This window comes from Pseudomonas sp. IB20 (genome assembly GCF_009707325.1).
GTDB lineage: Bacteria > Pseudomonadota > Gammaproteobacteria > Pseudomonadales > Pseudomonadaceae > Aquipseudomonas.
In genome coordinates this window covers 4155997-4175963 of record NZ_CP046103.1, presented here as the reverse complement: position 1 = coordinate 4175963, position 19967 = coordinate 4155997, and the positions used below count along the sequence as shown (strand labels likewise).

Sequence of the window (19967 nt, the reverse complement as noted above, 5' to 3'; positions counted from 1 at the left end):
GCTGGAGTACAGGTATCAGAATACAGAGGGGTCTGTGGGAGCGGGTTGGTCCTCAGTGGGCGGGTTCAAACGAATTCGTCGATTTTCCTGAAACCAATGCAACGCAATCAGGAACAGCGTCGGCACACCCAGCAAACAGGTAATCATGAAGAAGTTGTGATACCCGAACTTCTCCACCATCACCCCCGAATAGCCGCCAATCAGGCGAGGCAGCAACAGCATGATCGAGCTGAGCAGGGCGTATTGGGTGGCGGAGAACTTGAGGTTGGTCAGGCTCGACAGGTAGGCGACGAACGCCGAGGTGGCCAGGCCTGAGCTGAAGTTGTCCAGCGAGATGGTGAAAATCAGCATCTGCAGGTCGGGGCCCATGTCGGCGAGCGCGACAAACAGCAGGTTGGTGCCGGCCGAGGCGATGCCGCCGATAAACAGGATCGGCAGGATCCCGAAGCGCACAATCAACAGGCCGCCCATACCGGCGCCGAGCAGGGTCATGATCAGGCCGAAGATCTTGCTGACTCCGGCAATCTGGTCCTTGGTAAAACCCTGGTCGATGTAGAACACGTTGGCCATCACGCCCATCACCGTGTCGGACATGCGATAGGTCGCAATCAGCCCGAGCAGCAGCAACGCCTGCCAGCGGTAGCGCAGGATAAAGTCGTTGACCGGCGTCAGCACCGGCGCCAGCCCCCGGCGACCCATGGCCGACAGGCACAGTGCGGTGAGGATGATATAGAGGATGGCGCGCAGGAACGCGCGGTCTTCCATCAGCAGCTCCCACAGGCTCACGCCGTGGAACAGCACGCTGGCGAAGTCGGTGTTGTACAGCTGGGTGAACATCGCCGGGACCGACACCAGCAGCACGATCAGCACAAATACAGAAACAAGCTGATGCGCGAAGCTGTAGCGGCCGGCCTGCAACTGGGTGCGCAGTGGCACATTGGGCTCGCGCATGAAGAAGGTGGTCAGCAGCGCCGGGATCATCAGCAAGCCGAACAGCACGTAAGTGCCGGTCCACGCCGAGTGTTTATAGTTGAAGCCGGTGGAGCCGAAGCCTTCGGCGAAAAACAGTGCACCCGCCGTGGCCAGCAGGGCGGCGATGCGGTAACCGGACATGTAGCTGGCAGCCAGGGCCGCCTGGCGACTGTCGTCGGCGATTTCCAGGCGGTAGGCATCCACCGCGATGTCTTGGGTGGCCGACGCGAAGGCGACGATTACGGCAATGGCAATCAGCCAGGACAGGTGTTTTTGCGGGTCGCAAAAGCCCATGCCGATCAACCCGAGGATCACCAGCGTCTGGGCCAGCACCAGCCAGGAACGACGACGTCCGAGTTTACCGAGCAGCGGCAAGCGCCATTGGTCGAGCAATGGCGACCAGACCCATTTGAAGGCGTAGGCCAAACCGATCAGGCTCGCATAACCGATGGTCTCGCGGGCCACACCGGCCTCGCGCAACCACACTGAAAGCGTCGAGAACACCAACATGTAAGGCAAGCCGGCGGCGAAACCGAGCAACAACAACACTAACGTCGAGGGGCTGGCATAGGCGGCGAGCGCGGCGCGCCAGGTTTTACGGGGCATGGGCTGGAGTCTGCCTCAGATTTGCGGAAACAAAGCGCGCACTCTAACCGCTGTGCTCTACCGGGCGCCAGCCATGACGCTGAATATCAACGCGATTGTTCAGGATACTGACACCTTCACTGCGTAAACGCGCACGTTGTTCGTCGCCTGAGGCACTGCCCACCGGCAGACTTATCCGACCACCGGCACCCAGCACCCGGTGCCAAGGCAACCGAGTGCCCTCTGGCAGCTGGCTGAGCGTGCGCCCGACCCAGCGTGCCGCGCGGCCCAGCCCTGCCAGGTGGGCCAATTCGCCGTAGCTCACCACGCAGCCCTCGGGCACTTGCGCCAATGTCAGGTACAGCGCCGTGCGGCGCATGTCGGCCGGGCTTTGAGGGGGTTCGGCAGGTGGATTTACTGTGGGCATCGTCGGTGTCTTTGTAAGAAACGTCTGTAATCATGGTGTTGAGAATTGAACTCAACATAAATCCTTGAGTCAGTCCTAGCCATCTAACACGATAACGTCCCTTTTTCGCCAACTCCGAGCTCCGAATCCGCTTATGTTGTCCAGAACCCTGCTGTGCCTTGCTGTTTTCAGCGCTTCCACGCCCTTGCTCGCCGACACCGTCTGGTTGAAAAACGGTGACCGCCTGACCGGCAAGATCAAAGTCTTCGACGGTGGCAAGTTGCTGATTCAGACCAGTTACGCAGGGGCGATCCCGGTGGACTGGAAACAGGTGAAAACCCTGGAAAGTGACCAGGAGTTGCTGGTCAAACAGGACGCCTACACCGGCGAAAAAGCCAAATCCCTCAAAGCGGCAGATGATGGCAAGGTGGTGCTGGCCAATGGCGAAGCGCCGAAGACGGTTGAGTTGGCAAGCATCCAGCAAATCATCAAACCCAAGCCTGTGATCGAAGACCTGGTGTGGAAGGGCAACGTTGACCTGGCGCTGGACTACAAGCGTGCCGACAAAGACACCAACGACTACGACATCGACTTCAAGACCACCGCCCGCCACGGCCAGTGGCGTCATACCGGCAAAGGCGAATACAACCGCGAGTTCCAGGACGACGTCACCACCACCGACAACTGGGCGTTGGAATATGACTTGGACCGCTTCATCACCGAGCATTGGTATTGGCAGGGCCGCCTGACCTACAAGCGTGACAAGGTTGAAGACTTGTCCCGCCAACGCACCGTCGGTACCGGTCCGGGCTACCAGTTCTGGGACGATGAGCTGGGTGCGTTCTCCCTCGGCTCCTTGGTAAACCGCACCGACTATGAATATGAAAACGGCCGCAAGACCGACTTCTATTCCCTGGCCATGAAGTGGAACTACAACCGCTACCTCGTAGGCAAGACCGTGGAGTTTTTCACCAACGGCGAGGTGGGCAAGCCGCTCTCCGGGCCGTCCGAATACTCCTTGGATGCGGAGATGGGCCTGCGTTACAAAGTCACCGAATGGGCTTCGCTTAATCTTAAGGCCGAGCGCGACATCATCAGTGGCGAGTCGGAAGGTAGCTTGAGCAAGACCCGTTACACCGCAGGGTTTGGCGTGGCCTGGTAAGAGCACTCTGGCAACCTGCGCGGATATTGATTACCTTGTATTGAGATCCATTCCCATAGCCCCCATAGGCTGTGGGTGGCGGAATACCCGAGGAGTCATACGTTGAGCGCGCACGTTGCCAAGAACGCCCGAGAGCTGTTGCTCAAGGAATACCGTGGGGCTCTCTCCACATTGTCCAAAGCCATGCCCGGGTTTCCCTTCGGCTCCGTCGTGCCGTATTGCCTCGACGAGCAGGGCCGCCCGCTGATCCTGATCAGCCGCATTGCCCAGCACACCCATAACCTGCAAAAAGACCCCAAGTGCTCGCTGCTGGTGGGTGAGCGCGAGGCCGATGATGTGCAGGCGGTGGGGCGCCTGACCTACTTGGCCGAAGCCGAGAAGCTTGAAGACGCCGCTGCCATTGAAGCGGCCGCCGAGCGTTATTACCGCTACTTCCCCGATTCGGCCAACTACCACAAAGCCCACGATTTTGACTTCTGGGTGCTCAAGCCCGTGCGTCACCGTTATATAGGCGGGTTTGGTGCGATCCACTGGGTCGACCAACTGACCTTGGCCAACCCGTTCGCGGGCAAGGCTGAGCGCAGCATGATCGAGCACATGAACAGCGATCACACCAAGGCCATCGCGCATTACGTCGAACTGGCCGGTTTGCCGACCACCGAGCCTGCGCAATTGGCCGGCGTCGACAGTGAAGGCATGCACCTGCGCATTGGCCAATCCCTGCATTGGTTGCCTTTTGCGGAGCCTTGCAATAATCCGACACAAGTACGCGAAGCCCTGGTTTTATTGGCCCACGCCGAGGTCTGGCCGAAAAAAGAGCGCGCCAACGCTTGAATTCACGAAACGGCGACGTCATCTAGGGTGGACTGGCAAGGCATTCTTGCGTTGAGGAACCATTTGATGCGCCCTTTTTTATTGCTCTTTCTGCTGTTCCCGGTGTTGGAGCTGTTCGTATTCGTTCAAGTCAGCGGTGCGATCGGGTTTTTCCCGGCACTGTTACTGATCATTCTCGGCTCGATGCTCGGCGTGCTGGTGCTGCGCGTCGCCGGCCTGGCCACGGCGTTGCGTGCTCGTGAAAGCTTGAACCGCGGCGAACTGCCAGCCCAGACCATGCTTGAAGGCCTGATGATGGCCTTGGCCGGTGGCCTGTTGATCCTGCCGGGTTTCATCAGCGACGTGGTCGGCTTGGTCATGCTGCTGCCGTTTACCCGCAAGCTGCTGGCCGGCAAGATGCGCCAGCGTGCCGAAGAGGCGGCGATTCGCCAACGTGCGTTCGCCGACGACCTGCAACCCCGTGGTGGCCCGGCTCCACGCCAGCCGTTGGGGCGTGAAGGTGATGTGATCGAAGGTGAGTTCGAACACCGCGACAGCAAATAACCGCTTTATGGGCACGGCACCTATGGGTGTCGTGTTGCTTTTGGTCGTCAGCAGACACAAAAAATTTCCGCTACGGCCCCTTGTAATAAGCTTATGCGCCCTTATGTAACGGTCACCGCAAGGTTTCTGGTGGCGACACCAGACAGACTTCCGCGTCTTGCTTGGCGAGGCGCGACCGGCACCGCCGGAATACAACCCGCCGGTACCGATACCGGCCGATGAAAAACACAATTAGGAGAGATCGACAATGAGCAAGCTTCGTCCTCTGCACGACCGCGTCGTAATCCGTCGCAGCGAAGAAGAAAAGAAAACCGCTGGCGGTATCGTTCTGCCAGGTTCGGCTGCTGAAAAAGCCAACCACGGTGTGATCATCGCTGCTGGCCCAGGCAAGGCTCTGGAAAACGGTGAAGTACGTGCGCTGGCTGTGAAAGTGGGTGACAAGGTTGTTTTCGGCCCTTACTCCGGCAGCAACACTGTGAAAGTCGACGGCGAAGACCTGCTGGTAATGAGCGAGAACGAAATTCTCGCCGTTCTGGAAGACTGATTCCCCGCTCACTTTCCCGTTACTACAAAGTATTTAAGGAATATCGATCATGGCTGCTAAAGAAGTTAAATTCGGCGATTCCGCCCGCAAAAAAATGCTCGCCGGTGTCAACGTCCTGGCTGACGCAGTAAAAGCGACCCTGGGCCCTAAAGGCCGTAACGTGATCATCGAGAAAAGCTTCGGCGCTCCGACCATCACCAAAGATGGCGTTTCCGTAGCCAAAGAAATCGAGCTGAAATGTCGCTTCGAGAACATGGGCGCGCAGCTGGTCAAAGACGTTGCCTCCCGTGCCAACGATGACGCAGGCGACGGCACCACCACCGCTACCGTTCTGGCTCAGGCAATCGTCAACGAAGGCTACAAAGCCGTCGCTGCCGGCATGAACCCGATGGACCTCAAGCGCGGCATCGACAAGGCGACCATCGCCGTTGTGGCTGAGCTGAAAAACCTGTCCAAGCCATGCGCTGACACCAAGGCTATCGCTCAGGTAGGCACCATCTCTGCCAACTCCGACAGCTCCATCGGCGACATCATTGCCGAAGCCATGGAAAAAGTCGGTAAAGAAGGCGTGATCACCGTTGAAGAAGGCACTGGCCTGGAAAACGAACTGTCGGTTGTAGAAGGCATGCAGTTCGACCGTGGCTACCTGTCCCCGTACTTCGTCAACAAGCCAGAAACCATGGTTGCCGAGCTGGACAGCCCGCTGATCCTGCTGGTCGACAAAAAAATCTCCAACATCCGCGAAATGCTGCCAGTACTGGAAGCCGTTGCCAAAGCCGGCCGCCCACTGCTGATCGTTTCCGAAGACGTTGAAGGCGAAGCCCTGGCGACGCTGGTTGTGAACAACATGCGTGGCATCGTTAAAGTTGCAGCCGTCAAGGCTCCAGGCTTCGGCGACCGTCGCAAGGCCATGCTGCAGGACATCGCTGTTCTGACCGGCGGTACCGTTATCTCCGAAGAGATCGGCCTGAGCCTGGAAAGCGCCACCCTGGAAAACCTGGGTAGCGCCAAGCGCGTGACCATCTCCAAAGAAAACACCATCATCGTTGACGGTGCTGGCGTAGAGCAGGACATCCAGGCGCGCATCACTCAGATCCGTGCCCAGGTTGCTGAAACTTCGTCCGACTACGACCGTGAAAAACTGCAAGAGCGTCTGGCCAAGCTGTCCGGCGGCGTTGCAGTGATCAAGGTTGGCGCCGGTTCCGAAGTTGAAATGAAAGAGAAGAAAGCCCGCGTTGAAGACGCCCTGCACGCAACCCGTGCAGCCGTTGAAGAAGGCGTGGTACCTGGCGGTGGCGTTGCCCTGATCCGTGCCCTGGAAGCCCTGACTAATCTGACTGGCGACAACGCTGATCAGAACGTCGGTATCGCTGTGCTGCGTCGTGCTGTTGAAGCGCCACTGCGCCAGATCGCTGCCAACTCCGGCGACGAGCCAAGCGTTGTGGTCAACGAAGTCAAGAACGGCAAAGGTAACTACGGTTACAACGCCGCAACTGGCGTCTACGGCGACATGATCGAAATGGGCATCCTGGACCCTACCAAGGTGACTCGTTCCGCATTGCAAGCAGCGGCCTCCATCGGCAGTCTGATCCTGACCACCGAAGCGGCGATTGCTGATGCACCGGCTGAAGGCGGCTCGGCTGGCGGCGGTATGCCAGACATGGGTGGCATGGGTGGCATGGGCGGCATGATGTAAGCCAGCCTTACCCGGCACCTGAAAAACCCCGCCTGCAGTGATGCAGGCGGGGTTTTTTTATGCGCCGCTGATGGCTCTGAACGTCGGCGTAACAGCCTCTTGAAGGTCATGCCGCGGGCCAGGGTCAATTGGGCATTCGACACCAGTGCCAGGGGTTGCGATGCAGCAGCTTCGTAGAATGGGTGAGGGCCAGGCAGGTGCGCGAGTTTTTCAGCGGCAGTGGCTCTGGGCCTCCTCCTGCGCTCGGCTGTCACGCCCGAGCCCTGCGTGCTTGGGGTCCAGGTATTGGCACTTGGGGTTTTGTCTTGCGCCTGTTGTGATGGTTTCGCCTGTTGTGATGGCTGGTTCGTGATCGCCTTACCGGGTGCGAGTGAGCCGGTAATGATGCACAACGACAGCATCAGTGTGAACACATGCTTTTTGGGGGGACGCATGAACGGGCTCTCCAACCTGGGATTCAGGCGGCAGAGAGTACGGGCAATGGCGGCGCCTCGCTGTCACAGGCTGTAACACGCTTTCTACCGCGGGCGCAGTGGCAACAGCAGTGTCAGGCGTGCACCGCCCAACGGGCTACGGGCCGCCGACAATTCGCCGCAGTGCCACTGGGTGGCACGTTTGGCCAGCGCCAGGCCGAGGCCGAAGCCCCCGGGCGCATCGCCGCCCATGGCTAGGCGCACAAAGGGCTCGAAGATCTTTTCGCGGTTTTCCGCGAGGATGCCGGGCCCGTCGTCGTCCACATGCAACACCAGGTGATGTTGGCCATGGTAGGTGGCACTCACGCACACCTGATCGCGGGCGTAGGTGATGGCGTTGCTCAATAGGTTGCGTACGATCAGGTGCAGCAGGGCACGGTCGCCGATCAGTTCAAGGTGTGCAGGCTCGGTTTCCAGGCTCAGCCGGCGATGGTGCCCGTCGAGCAGGGCAAACTCTTGATGCAGCCAGTCACGCAGGTTGATCGGTTCATGCTGCAGGTCGGTGGGCGCGCCGGCCAGTCGCGCAAAGGCCAGGCTGGCGCGAACCAAGGCTTCGAGCTCTTCGACATCGGTAAGCAAGCGTTCCTGAAGGCGGGTGCGGGTGAGCGGGTCTTCGCTTTTGCTCAGCAGCGACAAGGCGAAGCGCATGCGCGCCAGGGGTGTGCGCAGTTCATGGGAAACCGCCTGGGAGACTTCGCGATGGCGTTCACTCATGGCGCTGATGTCCCGCGCATGTTGTTGCAACGTCAGCAGCAGCGGCGTCCATTCCTTGCTCATGGCGGGCAGCATCACGTTCGGGCTGCGCGCAAGGGTGCCCAGGCAGGTATTGAGCGTGTTCAGCTCGGCGTTGCGCCGCCGGTGTAGACGTAAACCAATCCCGAGCAGTAGCAGGACCGGCAAGCCCGCGACGCAGGCGGTAATCCAGAAAACCGGAAATTTCAGCAGGTCCTTGATCTCGGCGCTCCCCCACATGGGGCCGAATCGGATCACGGTATCGTCGTCAAGCGGGAAGTAGCTGATGTCTTCGTCGCTGTTTAGCGCCGGTTGCTGATGTTCCAACATGACCATGGCTTCCGGCGGCAGCTCGACATCGTCCAGCGTGATCAGATTCACCGGGTACTGAAAGTGCGCACGCAGGATGTCCATCCGTGCTTCCCGCTGGTCGACGGGCACGCCTTTGAGCTGTTCAGCCACCAGATAACCCGGCCCGGCCATCAGGCGCAAAAAGCTGTCTTCACCAACAAATACTGAGGCATTGGTGCACAGCCATAGCAGATACAGGGTCAAGGCCGCCCAGCCCGTGCCCACTACGGCCACCATCCACGGCCGCACCTTAGCCAGCATGCTCAGCTTCCTGCGGGATTTCGACGAACAGATAACCTTGGGCCGTGATGGTCTGGATGGTCACCGGGCATTCCAGGCTCATCAGCTTTTTGCGCAAGCGCGATACGCGCATATCGATGGAGCGGTTGAGCCCGTCGTATTCCAGGCCGCGCAGGCTTTGCAGGAGTTTTTCCCGCGTCAGCAATACGCCGCAATGGCGGGCAAAAATCGCCAGCAATTCGAACTCGGCGACCGAGAACTGCAAGGGCGTGTCATTAAGCCAAGCGAAATGGCTGTTCAGGTCCAAGCGAAACGCGCCCCACTGGTAATACGCGCGAGGGGCTTGCGGGTGGCGGCGCAGTAACGAGCGGACCCTGGCCAGCAACAGCAGCGGGTCGACAGGTTTGACCACGTAGTCGTCGGCGCCGACGTTGAAACCGGTCAATTGCTCGGCGTTTTCATCCAAGGCCGTCATCATCAGGATCAGCCCGGGGTACTGGTCGCGGATCTGCCGGCACAGGGTGAAGCCGTCGATACCCGGCAACATCACATCCAGGATCAACAGCGCCGGCTGCTCGTCGCGAATGCGCTGGGCGGCACGGTCGCCGCGGTGCTCAATGGCGACGGTAAAACCTTCGGCGCGCAGAAACTCGGCAGTCAGCGCGGCCAGTGGGCGGTCATCTTCTATCAGCAGCAGGGTGTCGGACATGAAAGGGCGTCGTCGCCGGAGAATGGGCGCAAGTGTTACGCCCTTGCCCTATGGCAGGCAAGGGTTCAAGTGGGCTGTCAGCGGACGCTGAAGGCGGGAGCCTCATCTTTGGGCGCTTTCCAGCTCAGCAATTGCTGTTTGAAATCATAGCTGGCGGCCTGGTAGTAGGTGATTGCGCGCTGGATCAGCGGGTCATCACTGCCCACGCGCAACTCCTGGCTCTCAGCCAGGGCTTGATCGTGGCGGCGCAAGCCCAGGCGTGGGCTTAGGATCGCCAGGTCCTTGCCGTCAAACAAGCCCAGGTGTTGGTAGTTACCGACCACCACACGCGGTGGCAGCGGGTTGTCTTGCAACAGGTTGCGGCCAAAGAAGGTCGATTCGTAGCTCAGGTTGATCAGGCCCAGCAAAGTGGGCGCAAGGTCGATCTGGCTGGCCAGTTGCGCGGTTTCCCGGGCGTCGATCAGCTTGGGTGCATAGATGAACAGTGGGATCTGGTAGTTGGTGATGGGCAGGTCCTCTTTGCCTGCACTGCCGGCGGTGTGGTCGGCGACGAACACGAAGATCGTGTTATCGAACCAAGGCTTCTGGCGTGCCGCCTCAAGGAACTCACCGATAGCGTGGTCGGTGTATTTCACCGCGCCGTCACGGCCGTTGCCGGATTTGATATCGATACGCCCGTCCGGGTAGGTGTAGGGGCGATGGTTGGAGGTGGTCATCAGTTGCAGCAAGAAGGGCTGCTGCTTGGCGTAATCGGCGTCGGCCAGTTTCAGGGTCTGCCGGTAGAGGTCTTCATCGGCCATGCCCCAGGCGTTTTTGAACGAGATTTCGGTTTCCGGCACGCTGCTCTGGTCTACAACCCGATAGCCGTTGCCGCTGAAAAACGCGTTCATATTGTCGAAGTAGCCGCGCCCGCCGTAGACAAACACGCTGTCGTAACCGACGGCACTGAGTTGTTGGCCAAGGCTGGCAAAGCCGCTTTCACGGCCGATGCGCTTGACGATCGAACGCCCGGGCGTGGGTGGAATCGCCAGGGTGATGGCTTCCAGGCCACGGTCGGTGCGGGTGCCGGTGGCATAGAAGTTATTGAAGTACAGGCTTTGTTTGCGCAGGGCATCGAGGTTGGGCGTGAGGTTGCGCCCATCGCCATTGCTGCCCATGTATTTGGCGCTGAAGCTCTCGATGGTCACCAGCACAATGTTGGGTTTGCGCAAGGTGCCTGGGTTGGTGATTGCACGGCGAATGTCCAGCGGGTCGCTGCCGATAAAGCGCGCGTTGGGCTCGCTGAGTTCGGCGCGCAACTGCTTGGCGACCACCTCGGTGGGCAGGCTTTGGTAGAACTGTGGGTAGTCCAGTTCGTTGTTACGGAACGCGGCGAAAAACTGGTACGGGCCATTGCTCGCCAGCTCGTTCTTGTAGGCGTTACCGCCTTGGGCGCGCGGGCTGTCCTGGCTGATCAGTTGCAGGCTGAGGCCAGCGACCACCAACAGGCCCAAGGCATTCAGCAGGCGGCCACGCAGCGGCGGCAGCGGCGCGTTCATCGCGGCATTGAACGGCTTGCGCAGGACCACGCTTAACACGATCGCCAGCATCGCCAACAGGCTGAGCAGCTTGCCGATCGGGTAAGACTCCAGCAGGTTGTTCAACACTTCGTCGGAGTACACCAGGTAATCGACGGCGATAAAGTTGAAGCGCACGCCGAACTCATCCCAGAACAGCCATTCGGCCACCGAGGTGAACAGCATGGCGAACAGGCTGACGGTCAGCACCGCCTGCAGGAACCAGCGGTGGCCACGGCGGCGCCACAACGCGGGCGGGCACAGCAGCACATACAACCCCAGCGGCAAGGCGGCATAGGCCAAGAAACCCAGGTCATACAGCAAGCCCACGCCAAACACCGGCAGCAGGTTGACACCGACTTCATCCAGGTGGGTGAGGAGCAGCACGCTGCGGGTCAGCAGGAAAACAACCAGCCAGGCGCCGGTTACGAGCAGCAAAAAGCGCATAGGCGCCGTTTTGAGAAACCCCATGTCTATGTTCCTTATATCAATGGCGGTGATCTTCGGCCTGACGCTGTAGTCAGTTTGTGAAGCTATAGTGAAAAACTTGTTGGCTTGTGTAATTGGTTGAAAACCTTTATCGACAGGCCTTTGAGGTCTATCCCTGAGCCACCGTTGGCCTTAAGCTGCGCGAGCCAACACGGCTGGCACGAAAGAACGGAGACACTGCCCATGCGAATTCTATTGGTTGAAGACAACCGCGATATTCTGGCCAACCTGGCCGATTACCTGGGGCTGAAGGGCTACACCGTGGACTGTGCGCAGGACGGGTTATCGGGCCTGCACCTGGCCGCCACTGAGCATTACGACTTGATCGTGCTCGACATCATGCTGCCCGGCATCGATGGCTACACCTTGTGCAAACGCCTGCGTGAAGACGCCCGTCGCGATACGCCGGTGATCATGCTCACCGCCCGCGACCAATTGGATGACCGGCTGCAGGGCTTCAAGTCCGGCGCCGATGATTACCTGCTCAAACCCTTTGCCTTGTCGGAATTGGCCGCCCGCATCGAAGCCGTGCTGCGCCGTGCCCAAGGAGGTGGACGCCGTGCCCTGCAGGTGGCTGACCTGCATTACGACCTCGATACCCTGGAAGTCACTCGCGAAGGGCGGCTGCTGAAACTCAACCCTGTTGGCTTGAAGTTGCTCGCGGTGTTGATGCAGAAGAGCCCCCACGTGCTGCGCCGGGAAATTCTCGAAGAAGCCTTGTGGGGCGACGACTGCCCAGACAGCGACAGCCTGCGCAGCCACGTCCACCAATTGCGCCAAGTGATCGATAAACCCTTCGCCAAGCCGCTGCTGCAAACGGTGCACGGTGTGGGTTATCGCCTGGCCGAGGGTCGTGATGGAGTTTAAGCAAAGCCTTGCCCAGCGGATCATCATCGCCTTCGCCTTGATGAGCGCGTTGGTGGCGGGGGCGTTCGCCATGGGCATCGTTGCAACGGTACACCTGGTGGAAGAAAAGCTGATCTCGGCAGGCTTGGGTGGCGACTTGCAACGCCTGCTGCTGATGGACAGCGTTGAGGACTGGAGCCACCGCCCGGAGCCCGACCAGCTGTTTTATTTCAGCGGTGGGCGTGGGGATTTCGAGCTGCCCAAGGATTTGCGCCACCTGGAGCCGGGTTTTCATGAGGTGTTCCGCGAGTCGCTGTCGTACCACGCTATGGTCGAAGTGGTGGATGGTCGACGCTATGTCCTGCTGCAAGACCAAAGCGATTTTGAAGAGCGCGAGCGCGTGCTGTTTGCCGTGGTGCTGGTGGGCTTTGTGCTCAGCCTGGCGCTGGCGGTGTTCCTCGGTTGGGTGCTGGCGCGCAAAGTAATGGCGCCGGTGGTGCGGCTGGCCCGCCAAGTGCGTCATCGCGACCAGTTGCTGGGTTTGGCGCCGCCGTTGGCGCCGGATTATGCGGCCGATGAAGTCGGCGAGCTGGCCGTGGCTTTCGACGCCACCCTGGGCCGCTTGCGTCAGGCGTTGTCCCGCGAGCAGCTGTTTACCAGTGATGTAAGCCATGAATTGCGCACGCCGTTAATGGTACTGGCCAGCTCCTGCGAACTGCTGCTGGAGAACCCGGCGATTGATCAGCGCGGTCGCAACCAAGTGCTGCGAATCGCCCGTGCCTGTGAAGAGATGCGCGAGCTGGTGCAAACCTTCCTGATGCTGGCCCGTGCCAAGCATGATGATGCGGCCATGTCGCCGCAGGTCAACTTGACCCAGGTGGCCGAAGACTTGCTCGGGATCTGGCGGGAGCCTATCGAGCAAAAAGGTCTGGAATTGGTCTACCTGCCGGGTAATCCGCTGGATACTCGCTACAACACCACGTTCCTGCACGCGGTGATGGGCAACCTGTTGCGCAATGCCCTGCATTACACCGAACAGGGCTTTATCCGCCTGACTCTCGAGCCCAGCGGGTTTGTCGTGGAGGACTCCGGCGTCGGTATTCCCGAAGACAAACGTGAGGCGATGTTCGAGCCGTTCGTGCGCGGCAGCGAAAAGCGCGGTGAAGGCCTGGGCTTGGGCTTGTCGTTGGTGCAACGCATCTGCGAGAGCCAAGGCTGGAGCGTCAGCCTGAGCACGATGGAACCTCACGGATGCCGCTTTCATGTCGAGTTGAGCCAGGCTAAACCCTGACTTCCCACCCTGCCGCTGTCCTGCGGCAGATACCGTGCTTTTCGGCGAAGATGGCCCCATGCCACTGATTGTGTCTGTAAAGTCTTGAAATGTATGAGGCTGGACAGGACAAGTTTTTCACAACGGGTTGACCTGTTGATCACAGTTAGCTGCTTAAGGTTGTAGGCAACAGCTACTGGAGATCCGTTGATGTCTACCCCTATCAAGCTCGATTTTTCTGAAAAGTACGACGATCAGCACGCGAAGAATTATTTGCTCAAGCATCAGGACAATCTGGCTCGCCGGTTGTCCCACAAACGAGACGAGCAATTGGCGCGCGGCGCACTGGCTATGGCCGGCGAGCCAGGCCTGGTGTTGGACTTGCCTTGCGGGGCCGGGCGTTTCTGGCCGCTGCTGGCTGAAAAACCCAACCGTGTGATTATCGGGGCTGACAATTCCGAGTCGATGTTGAAGGTCGCGACCGCCGCTCAGCCGGCGGACGTGGTGAAACGGGTACGCCCCTTGCAGACATCTGCTTTTGATATCGATTTGCCGGATAACTCGGTCGACAGCATCTTCTGCATGCGCTTGATGCACCACATTGGTGAACCGGAGCACCGGCTGGCGATACTGCGGGAATTTCAGCGGGTTACCCGTGACAGCGTGATTATTTCGCTGTGGGTGGACGGCAATTTCAAGGCCTGGAAACGCAAGCGTGCCGAAGTGAAACGTCGCAGTAAAGGTGAGCAGGGAGGTTACCAAAACCGGTTCGTGTTACCGGCTGCTACTGTTGAGGCAGAGTTCGAGCAGGCCGGTTTCCGTGTTCAGGAATCCCTGGACTTCATACCGCTGTACGCCATGTGGCGAGTGTATGTATTGCGTAAGAGGTAACAGGATGGCAGTTGAGTGCATAGCAGGCAGTCATGTAGCTCCCGAAGAACGCTTTGATTATTTTTGGCGCCAACAGGGCGAGTGGGTTGAAGAACCCAACCGCCGACGCGGTGGTGAAAGCGGTGTGCAACGTGTGATGAGCCCTAATGGCCGCTTGCTCTACAGCAAACGCCAGACGGGCCACATCTACCGCAGTGTGCTGCACCCGTTCGGGCGCCCGACCGTGTTGCGCGAACGCGATGCCCTCAAGGGCTTGCGTGCATTGGATGTGCGGGTGCCGGAACTGGTGTTCTGCGAGGCGCGTCGCGATCCGCAACATCAATGGAAAGCGCTGTTGGTGACGGCGTCTCTCGATGGTTTTGACGAGATCGAAAATTGGTACGCCGCCGGTGGCCGTGAGCAGTATGGCGAGTGCGTCCACGAGCGTGTGCTCAAGGAAGTGGCGGGCACCCTGGCACGTATGCACAAGGGCCGCTGGCAGCACGGTTGCCTGTATATCAAGCACATCTTCTTACGGGTGACGGGCGAGGGCGACTCGGCCAATGTGGAAGTGGCGTTGCTGGATTTTGAGAAATGCCGTCAGCGTTTGACCGCTTATCGGGCGGCGTCCCACGACATGCAGCAACTGCGGCGCCATTCGTCGTGGAGTGATACTGACTGGAAAAAACTCAGCTACTTTTATGAAACGGCGTTTGGCAGCGCTATCAAGGGTTTAACCAGATGAAGCTAGAAATAGCACGAGGTTTGTTCCTGGTCGGGGCGTTGGGCATAGCAGCCCTCGCGCTGGCTGCGTGGGAACAGCCTCGCACACAAGTGCTCAGCGCGGTGCAAGGTAGCGGGCAATGCCTGTTGCCGCGTGTCGCCAAGGCGAGTGTGGCGGTCAAGCCTGATCATGATTTGTTGTTGTTCATGTTTGGGATGTCTCAGGGCATGAGGCCGCAGAGTTGAAACGATTCAAACCCCCGGGAAAGGGCCTTGCGATGCGAGGCCCTTTTTTTGTGTGTGGGGGGGAGATACATATCCGTTGCTGCGGTAATCGTGGTTAACGGGGCCTGTCAGATCGAGATCAAAAGCAGAGCACGGCGGCCTAGTAGCCGACCTGAGTGGTAGAAGCAAAAGCAGAGCAAAAACACGGCAGCACACTAGCCTAGGCGAGGTGCCGAGTGGTGGGGCCCTTTTGGTTACTTTTGGGGCTCTTTTCCAAAAGTGACCCGCTGTAAGAGCGGAACCAATAGCCGCCGTTACCGCAGCAACGGATATGCCCCCAACAACGTCAAACCAGATGCAAATGGTTATCCCAAAACCCCGAAGGCAATTCCAACGGCTTAGCGACCAACGGCGTCTGCCGGCAGTCATAAAACCGGCAACGCCCCTGGCCTGAAGTCACCACAAACCCATCCGCCACCGCACCCACCCCGGCGCAGTCGGGCAACGGCCCATCCAGGCGCAGCTCACCACTGTCCATGTCCCAGATAAAAAACCGATTCCCCCGCGGCGCCGTCAACGCCACCAACCGCAACTCACTGTGCACCGCGACACTGGCGGTGTAATGCCCCATCGCCTGCAACTGCTCATCCGCCACCGGGAACGCCACAAACGGCTGCCCCGGCCGCTTGATCGCCAGCAACTCGGAGCGCTCCTGCGACGCCCCCATAAACTGCTGCCCCGTGAGAATAGTGCCGTCGCTGGCAATCCCCATATGACGCACGCTGTTCATCTGCTGGCCCAGGGTTTCCTTGCTGATCAGGCTGCCATCGCGGTGCATCAAGACAAGGCTCGGCGCCATGGCATTGAGGTTCATCTCCACCCGGCTTTCAGCCTCGGTGCGAATCCCGCCGTTGGCCACCACCAAGGTCTCACCGTCAGGCATCCACGACACTTGATGCGGGCCGATACCGTGAGTGGAAATCTCCCCCGTGTGCACCAGCCGCTCACCTTCGAACTTATACACACCCAACAACCCACGGCCCGGGTCGGACGTGTCGTTCTCGGTCGCATACAGCCAGTCGCCGCTCTTATGGATCACCGCATGCCCATAAAAATGGCGGTTGGCATTCGAGGTGATGGTCTGCAGCAGCGCGCCATCACGCAGGTTGATCAGGTAACTCTCGGTGCCCGGGCGACGGGCGACGAACAGCGCAATCGGCAGCGTCGGGTGGTTGATGATGTCGTGGCAGCGCTGGCCGACCTGGGTGGCAAACACCTGCTTGCCGTCCAACTGGTAGCCGACGGCGTAGTGTTTGCCGTCCGCATCATCGCGCGCCGACAGCAGCAGCGGGCCTTTCAACCCCTTCTGCTTGAACAACGTCCAGCCGCCCAACGTGAGTGCGCTGAGCAGCACGCTGCCAATCGCCAAAGCCTGTCGCCTGAGCATCATCAGTCACCGTCGTTGGCGTTAAAGCCCAGTTGGATGCCCAGCGCCTTGGCCAGCTCACCTTCGTGCAGGCGGTGGACCACGTTGAGGCTGTCGTAGAGGTCGTTGAGCTGCTGGCGCCCGGCATCGTCGGCCAACAATTCATTCAGCGTGCGCGGGTTGGCGGCGAACAGCTTCAGCGACGCGGCATAGGCGGCGTCGATCTTGTCGGCCAATGGCTTCTGGTCCGAAGGCAGCAGGCCACGCAGACCTTTGTTGTCGACCCCGGCCCACACGGTCTGGGCGGCGGCTAGGCTCGCTTGCAGGCTTTGCAGGGACGACTGGCTGCGCCATGCATCGGCCTGGAACGGCTGCGCAATGCCCTTGGTCTGGCGACCCATCGGCGTGCCGAGTTTTTTCTTCAGGGTGTCCAGCGCGGTCACTTGCACACGCAGCAGATCGGCGATGGCTTCGTGGGAGTCGGCGTAGCGTTGGTTCGGAAACTTGGTCATCTGCGCGAGCATGCCGTCGGTGCTGTTCCAGCTGGCCAGGATCTCTTCGGCCAGGGCTTTCTGGCGCTCGCCAATGGCCACCAGTAGCGGGCAGTAACGGGCTTTCTGGGCTTCGTCGGCGATGTCGGTCTTGGCGTCGTAGAGGATGTATTCGTAGGCCGACAGGCCTTGTACTACGACGCTGGATTTGGCCAAGGCGGCGCTGTCGATCTGCGGCTGGGCGATGACCAGCTGTTCAACCTGGCGGCCCACCAGGTTTTTCTTGTCCGGCCAGAACTGCACTTGCCACGAGCGGTTGCCCTCGGCCAGCGGGCCGATCAGCAGCGGCTGCAACTCGGCCCAGGCTTTTTGCGCGTGGAGGAAGTCGGCGCGGGCGGTCTCCAGGCTTTCCTTGCCCTGGCAGTAGGCGAGGGCGCTGACGGCCAGTTGGCGGTCGGCTTCAACCCAGCGGCTGTAGGTCGGCAGGATCACTTGCTTGGCGATGGCCGCCGAGGTCACCGCTTGCGGGTCCTGGGGCGAGCAGGCGCCGAGGGCGAGGGCGGCAAGGCTGGTGAACAACAACTTGGGACGAAACATGTCGAGCTCCCTTCTGTAAGTGGGGCAAAGCTTATAAAGAATTCAGGAACGCCAGCAACGCGGCACGTTGCTCGGCATTAAAGGACAACACATGCTGCTGCGCCGTTTGTGCTTCACCGCCATGCCACAGCACGGCTTCGAGCAGGTTGCGGGCGCGGCCATCATGCAAAAATTGAGTGTGGCCACTGACGGTTTGCGTCAAGCCAATGCCCCACAACGGCGGGGTACGCCAGTCGCGGCCACCGGCCTTGAATTCGCTGCGGTTGTCGGCAAGGCCTGGGCCCATGTCGTGCAACAGCAGGTCGCTGTAGGGGCGAATCACTTGGTTGGCCAGTTCGGGTTCGGCGGCGTTGGCGGCCGTGGTAAACGTCGGCTTATGGCAGCCCTGGCAACCGGCTTGGTAGAACAGGTTTTTCCCGGCCAGCACCTGCGGCGTGTTGACGCCACGGCGCACCGGCACGGCCAGGTTGCGGGTGTAGAACAGCACCAGGCGCAGGATGTTATCGCTGACTTCCGGCTCGCCATCGGGGCCGTTGCCGTTGGGGGCCTGTTTGCAGGCGACTTGGGCGTCGGTGCAGTCATCAAAGGGTCTCAGGGACGTGGTGAGGCCCATATCACCAGAAAACGCGTGAACATTTTGTTGATTGAGGTTGGGTTGCCCGGCCTTCCAGCCGAAGCGCCCGAGCACGGTTTTCTGCTGGGCGTCATCCCAGACCCAATTGGCGCGGCCCACGAGGGCTTCTTTGTCGGCCGTTTTTGGGTCAGTGTTGCGCAGCACATCGGCGTCGCTGATGGCTTCGAGCAGGCCCAAGCCGATCATCGGCGGGGCGATGCGCGCTGAGAAGAGTGTCTCCGGGTGCATCGGGCCGTAGCCGAGCTGGGTGATTTGCAGGGCCGGCTTGCGCAGTTCGACCACGGTGCCGTCCTTGAACGCCACGTTAACCGGTGTGTAGTCGACCCGCACTTTGCCTTCCGGCACTACGCCCGGCACGGCCATGTCTTGCAATTGCCCGCCGTAGACCGGCTCGGGCACTACGCCGACCTGCTCGATAAGCTTGGCGAGGGCGGGTGTATCCGGGATGGAGAGGCGCACCAGCATCGACACCGCATTAGGCGCATCGGGCAGCGGCGGATGGCCACGGCCGTCCTTGATATGGCAGTTCTGGCAGGCGTTGGTATTGAACAGCGGGCCGAGGCCATCACGCGCGGTGGTGGTGGACGGCGCGATCACCCACGGGCTGCGAAAAAAGCTGTTGCCGACGCTGAAGTCCAGGCGGCGGGTGGGCGCCAGGTTCGCCGAGGGCAGGGAAAAGGCGTTCTGGTCGCGCTTGTTCACCGTCGTCGCGCCGCCGGCCCGCGCTTCACCAGGCTCTGCCTTAGTGAAGCGGGGAGCGTCATCGCAGGCAGCCAGGCTCAAAGCCATCAATGCTGCGGACAGGCGAAATAGCGAACGGAACATCAAGATTCCTGAAGCGATGGCCAAAATTAGGCCGCAAAGTCTAACAGGGCGGGGCGGATTGAATAAGAGCAATTATCGTTTGGTCGAATCCGATTCATTCCCGCTAGAATGGCTGCACATTTTTCTCTGGAGGTGGCCAATGCAGGCTCTCGACGCTTTGCTCAACCGTGTTTCCGTGCCGCGTTTGCTGGAACCGGCACCGACCCAGGAGCAGCGCGATCTGCTATTCGCCGCCGCCATGCGTGCGCCGGACCACGGCCAGTTGCGCCCATGGCGTTTCCTTACCGTAGAAGGCGCCGCCCGCGAGCAGATGGGCACGCTGTTAGCCGAAGCTGCGCGCCTGCAGGACGCCGACGCCCCGCAAGCAGCCATCGACAAGGCGCAGAACGGCCCGTTGCGCGCGCCGCTGGTGGTGGTGGTGATTGCTCGCTTGCAAGCGCATTTCAAAGTGCCGAAATCCGAGCAACTGCTGGCGGCCGCGTGTGCAGCCCACGGTATTCTGCTGGCGGCTTACGCCCAGGGGATTGGTGCAGTGTGGCGCACGGGGGAGTTGTCCTATTCGGCTCACGTGGCTAAAGGCCTGGGGCTGACGGAGGGCGAGGAAGTGATTGGCTTCCTTTACTTGGGCACGCCGCAGAACCCGCCGCGTACTGCGCCGAAGGAAGATGTGGCGGCGTTTGTTCAGGCTTGGACTGGCCTTTAGAACAACAGTGATCTAAATGTGGGAGCGAGCAAGCCCGCTTCCACATTTGCCTAACAGTGATCTAA

At 60.2% G+C, this 19967-nt stretch carries 19 protein-coding genes; 11 read left to right on the top strand and 8 right to left on the bottom strand.

The window, feature by feature from the left end:
* Positions 1-15: 15 nt before the first annotated feature.
* Together GJU48_RS19450 and GJU48_RS19445 are read right to left on the bottom strand one after the other, a co-directional pair.
* Positions 16-1578, bottom strand: a complete 1563-nt coding sequence (locus GJU48_RS19450; protein ID WP_155296071.1) for an AmpG family muropeptide MFS transporter — start codon at positions 1576-1578, stop codon at positions 16-18.
* Between the two features lie 43 nt (positions 1579-1621).
* The gene (locus GJU48_RS19445) at positions 1622-1984 is read right to left on the bottom strand and encodes an MGMT family protein (RefSeq protein WP_094953010.1); all 363 of its coding nucleotides are present in this window, start codon (positions 1982-1984) and stop codon (positions 1622-1624) included.
* A 133-nt stretch (positions 1985-2117) separates the two neighbouring features.
* Between GJU48_RS19445 and GJU48_RS19440 the strand changes: the two genes are divergently transcribed.
* The 5 genes from GJU48_RS19440 (at position 2118) to groL (ending at position 6742) form a co-directional block, all read left to right on the top strand.
* On the top strand, positions 2118-3125 hold the full coding sequence (locus tag GJU48_RS19440) for a DUF481 domain-containing protein (protein ID WP_094953009.1): 1008 nt from the start codon (positions 2118-2120) through the stop codon (positions 3123-3125).
* Positions 3126-3227: 102 nt separating this feature from the next.
* On the top strand, positions 3228-3959 hold the full coding sequence (locus tag GJU48_RS19435) for a HugZ family pyridoxamine 5'-phosphate oxidase (protein WP_094953008.1): 732 nt from the start codon (positions 3228-3230) through the stop codon (positions 3957-3959).
* A gap of 66 nt (positions 3960-4025) precedes the next feature.
* Positions 4026-4502 carry an FxsA family protein gene (locus GJU48_RS19430; RefSeq protein WP_024077215.1) on the top strand — a complete coding sequence of 159 codons (477 nt, stop codon included), beginning with the start codon at positions 4026-4028 and terminating at the stop codon, positions 4500-4502.
* Between the two features lie 247 nt (positions 4503-4749).
* Positions 4750-5046: a co-chaperone GroES gene (locus tag GJU48_RS19425; RefSeq protein ID WP_094953007.1), complete on the top strand. Its 297-nt coding sequence runs from the start codon at positions 4750-4752 to the stop codon at positions 5044-5046.
* Between the two features lie 49 nt (positions 5047-5095).
* Positions 5096-6742 carry a chaperonin GroEL gene (gene groL / locus GJU48_RS19420; protein ID WP_094953006.1) on the top strand — a complete coding sequence of 549 codons (1647 nt, stop codon included), beginning with the start codon at positions 5096-5098 and terminating at the stop codon, positions 6740-6742.
* A 518-nt stretch (positions 6743-7260) separates the two neighbouring features.
* Here the strand turns inward: groL and GJU48_RS19415 are convergent.
* The 3 genes from GJU48_RS19415 to GJU48_RS19405 all read right to left on the bottom strand — a co-directional run bounded on the left by GJU48_RS19415 (position 7261) and on the right by GJU48_RS19405 (position 11274).
* Complete coding sequence (locus tag GJU48_RS19415) at positions 7261-8559, bottom strand: sensor histidine kinase (protein ID WP_094953004.1); 1299 nt, start codon at positions 8557-8559, stop codon at positions 7261-7263.
* Entirely contained in the window at positions 8549-9247 is a 699-nt protein-coding gene (locus GJU48_RS19410; protein WP_094953003.1) for a response regulator transcription factor, read from the bottom strand. The genes GJU48_RS19415 and GJU48_RS19410 overlap by 11 nt, the downstream gene beginning before the upstream one ends.
* Before the next feature lie 77 nt (positions 9248-9324).
* On the bottom strand, positions 9325-11274 hold the full coding sequence (locus tag GJU48_RS19405) for an LTA synthase family protein (RefSeq protein ID WP_094953002.1): 1950 nt from the start codon (positions 11272-11274) through the stop codon (positions 9325-9327).
* Between the two features lie 201 nt (positions 11275-11475).
* Between GJU48_RS19405 and colR the strand changes: the two genes are divergently transcribed.
* From colR to GJU48_RS19380, 5 genes are all read left to right on the top strand, one after another.
* Positions 11476-12159: a two-component system response regulator ColR gene (gene colR, locus GJU48_RS19400; RefSeq protein ID WP_016975511.1), complete on the top strand. Its 684-nt coding sequence runs from the start codon at positions 11476-11478 to the stop codon at positions 12157-12159.
* On the top strand, positions 12149-13429 hold the full coding sequence (locus GJU48_RS19395) for a sensor histidine kinase (RefSeq protein WP_094953001.1): 1281 nt from the start codon (positions 12149-12151) through the stop codon (positions 13427-13429). Before colR ends, GJU48_RS19395 begins: the two co-directional genes overlap by 11 nt.
* 189 nt (positions 13430-13618) lie before the next feature.
* Positions 13619-14299, top strand: coding sequence for a class I SAM-dependent methyltransferase (locus tag GJU48_RS19390; protein ID WP_094953000.1), 681 nt, complete (start codon positions 13619-13621; stop codon positions 14297-14299).
* 4 nt (positions 14300-14303) lie between these two features.
* Entirely contained in the window at positions 14304-15023 is a 720-nt protein-coding gene (locus GJU48_RS19385) for a lipopolysaccharide kinase InaA family protein (RefSeq protein ID WP_094952999.1), read from the top strand.
* Positions 15020-15247, top strand: coding sequence for a hypothetical protein (locus GJU48_RS19380; protein ID WP_053257809.1), 228 nt, complete (start codon positions 15020-15022; stop codon positions 15245-15247). The genes GJU48_RS19385 and GJU48_RS19380 overlap by 4 nt, the downstream gene beginning before the upstream one ends.
* 325 nt (positions 15248-15572) lie before the next feature.
* Here the strand turns inward: GJU48_RS19380 and GJU48_RS19375 are convergent, their stop codons facing one another.
* The 3 genes from GJU48_RS19375 to GJU48_RS19365 are packed head-to-tail and all read right to left on the bottom strand — an operon-like array spanning position 15573 to position 19199.
* On the bottom strand, positions 15573-16673 hold the full coding sequence (locus tag GJU48_RS19375) for a DUF1513 domain-containing protein (protein ID WP_094952663.1): 1101 nt from the start codon (positions 16671-16673) through the stop codon (positions 15573-15575).
* 2 nt (positions 16674-16675) lie between these two features.
* Positions 16676-17740: an imelysin family protein gene (locus GJU48_RS19370; protein ID WP_094952662.1), complete on the bottom strand. Its 1065-nt coding sequence runs from the start codon at positions 17738-17740 to the stop codon at positions 16676-16678.
* A gap of 31 nt (positions 17741-17771) precedes the next feature.
* Positions 17772-19199: a di-heme oxidoreductase family protein gene (locus tag GJU48_RS19365; protein ID WP_094952661.1), complete on the bottom strand. Its 1428-nt coding sequence runs from the start codon at positions 19197-19199 to the stop codon at positions 17772-17774.
* Between the two features lie 139 nt (positions 19200-19338).
* Here GJU48_RS19365 and GJU48_RS19360 point away from each other — a divergent pair, with 139 nt between their 5' ends.
* On the top strand, positions 19339-19902 hold the full coding sequence (locus tag GJU48_RS19360) for an NAD(P)H nitroreductase (RefSeq protein WP_094952660.1): 564 nt from the start codon (positions 19339-19341) through the stop codon (positions 19900-19902).
* Positions 19903-19967 lie beyond the last annotated feature (65 nt).

Bases quoted from the DNA above. Each gene is read 5' to 3' on its own strand.
- GJU48_RS19415 (WP_094953004.1), bottom strand. From the start codon at position 8,559: ATGCTGGCTAAGGTGCGGCCGTGGATGGTGGCCGTAGTGGGCACGGGC.
- GJU48_RS19380 (WP_053257809.1), top strand. From the start codon at position 15,020: ATGAAGCTAGAAATAGCACGAGGTTTGTTCCTGGTCGGGGCGTTGGGC.
- colR (WP_016975511.1), top strand. From the start codon at position 11,476: ATGCGAATTCTATTGGTTGAAGACAACCGCGATATTCTGGCCAACCTG.
- GJU48_RS19450 (WP_155296071.1), bottom strand. From the start codon at position 1,578: ATGCCCCGTAAAACCTGGCGCGCCGCGCTCGCCGCCTATGCCAGCCCC.
- GJU48_RS19375 (WP_094952663.1), bottom strand. From the start codon at position 16,673: ATGCTCAGGCGACAGGCTTTGGCGATTGGCAGCGTGCTGCTCAGCGCA.
- GJU48_RS19405 (WP_094953002.1), bottom strand. From the start codon at position 11,274: ATGGGGTTTCTCAAAACGGCGCCTATGCGCTTTTTGCTGCTCGTAACC.
- GJU48_RS19390 (WP_094953000.1), top strand. From the start codon at position 13,619: ATGTCTACCCCTATCAAGCTCGATTTTTCTGAAAAGTACGACGATCAG.
- GJU48_RS19370 (WP_094952662.1), bottom strand. From the start codon at position 17,740: ATGTTTCGTCCCAAGTTGTTGTTCACCAGCCTTGCCGCCCTCGCCCTC.
- groL (WP_094953006.1), top strand. From the start codon at position 5,096: ATGGCTGCTAAAGAAGTTAAATTCGGCGATTCCGCCCGCAAAAAAATG.
- GJU48_RS19430 (WP_024077215.1), top strand. From the start codon at position 4,026: ATGCGCCCTTTTTTATTGCTCTTTCTGCTGTTCCCGGTGTTGGAGCTG.
- GJU48_RS19385 (WP_094952999.1), top strand. From the start codon at position 14,304: ATGGCAGTTGAGTGCATAGCAGGCAGTCATGTAGCTCCCGAAGAACGC.
- GJU48_RS19365 (WP_094952661.1), bottom strand. From the start codon at position 19,199: ATGTTCCGTTCGCTATTTCGCCTGTCCGCAGCATTGATGGCTTTGAGC.
- GJU48_RS19360 (WP_094952660.1), top strand. From the start codon at position 19,339: ATGCAGGCTCTCGACGCTTTGCTCAACCGTGTTTCCGTGCCGCGTTTG.
- GJU48_RS19395 (WP_094953001.1), top strand. From the start codon at position 12,149: ATGGAGTTTAAGCAAAGCCTTGCCCAGCGGATCATCATCGCCTTCGCC.
- GJU48_RS19410 (WP_094953003.1), bottom strand. From the start codon at position 9,247: ATGTCCGACACCCTGCTGCTGATAGAAGATGACCGCCCACTGGCCGCG.
- GJU48_RS19445 (WP_094953010.1), bottom strand. From the start codon at position 1,984: ATGCCCACAGTAAATCCACCTGCCGAACCCCCTCAAAGCCCGGCCGAC.
- GJU48_RS19425 (WP_094953007.1), top strand. From the start codon at position 4,750: ATGAGCAAGCTTCGTCCTCTGCACGACCGCGTCGTAATCCGTCGCAGC.
- GJU48_RS19440 (WP_094953009.1), top strand. From the start codon at position 2,118: ATGTTGTCCAGAACCCTGCTGTGCCTTGCTGTTTTCAGCGCTTCCACG.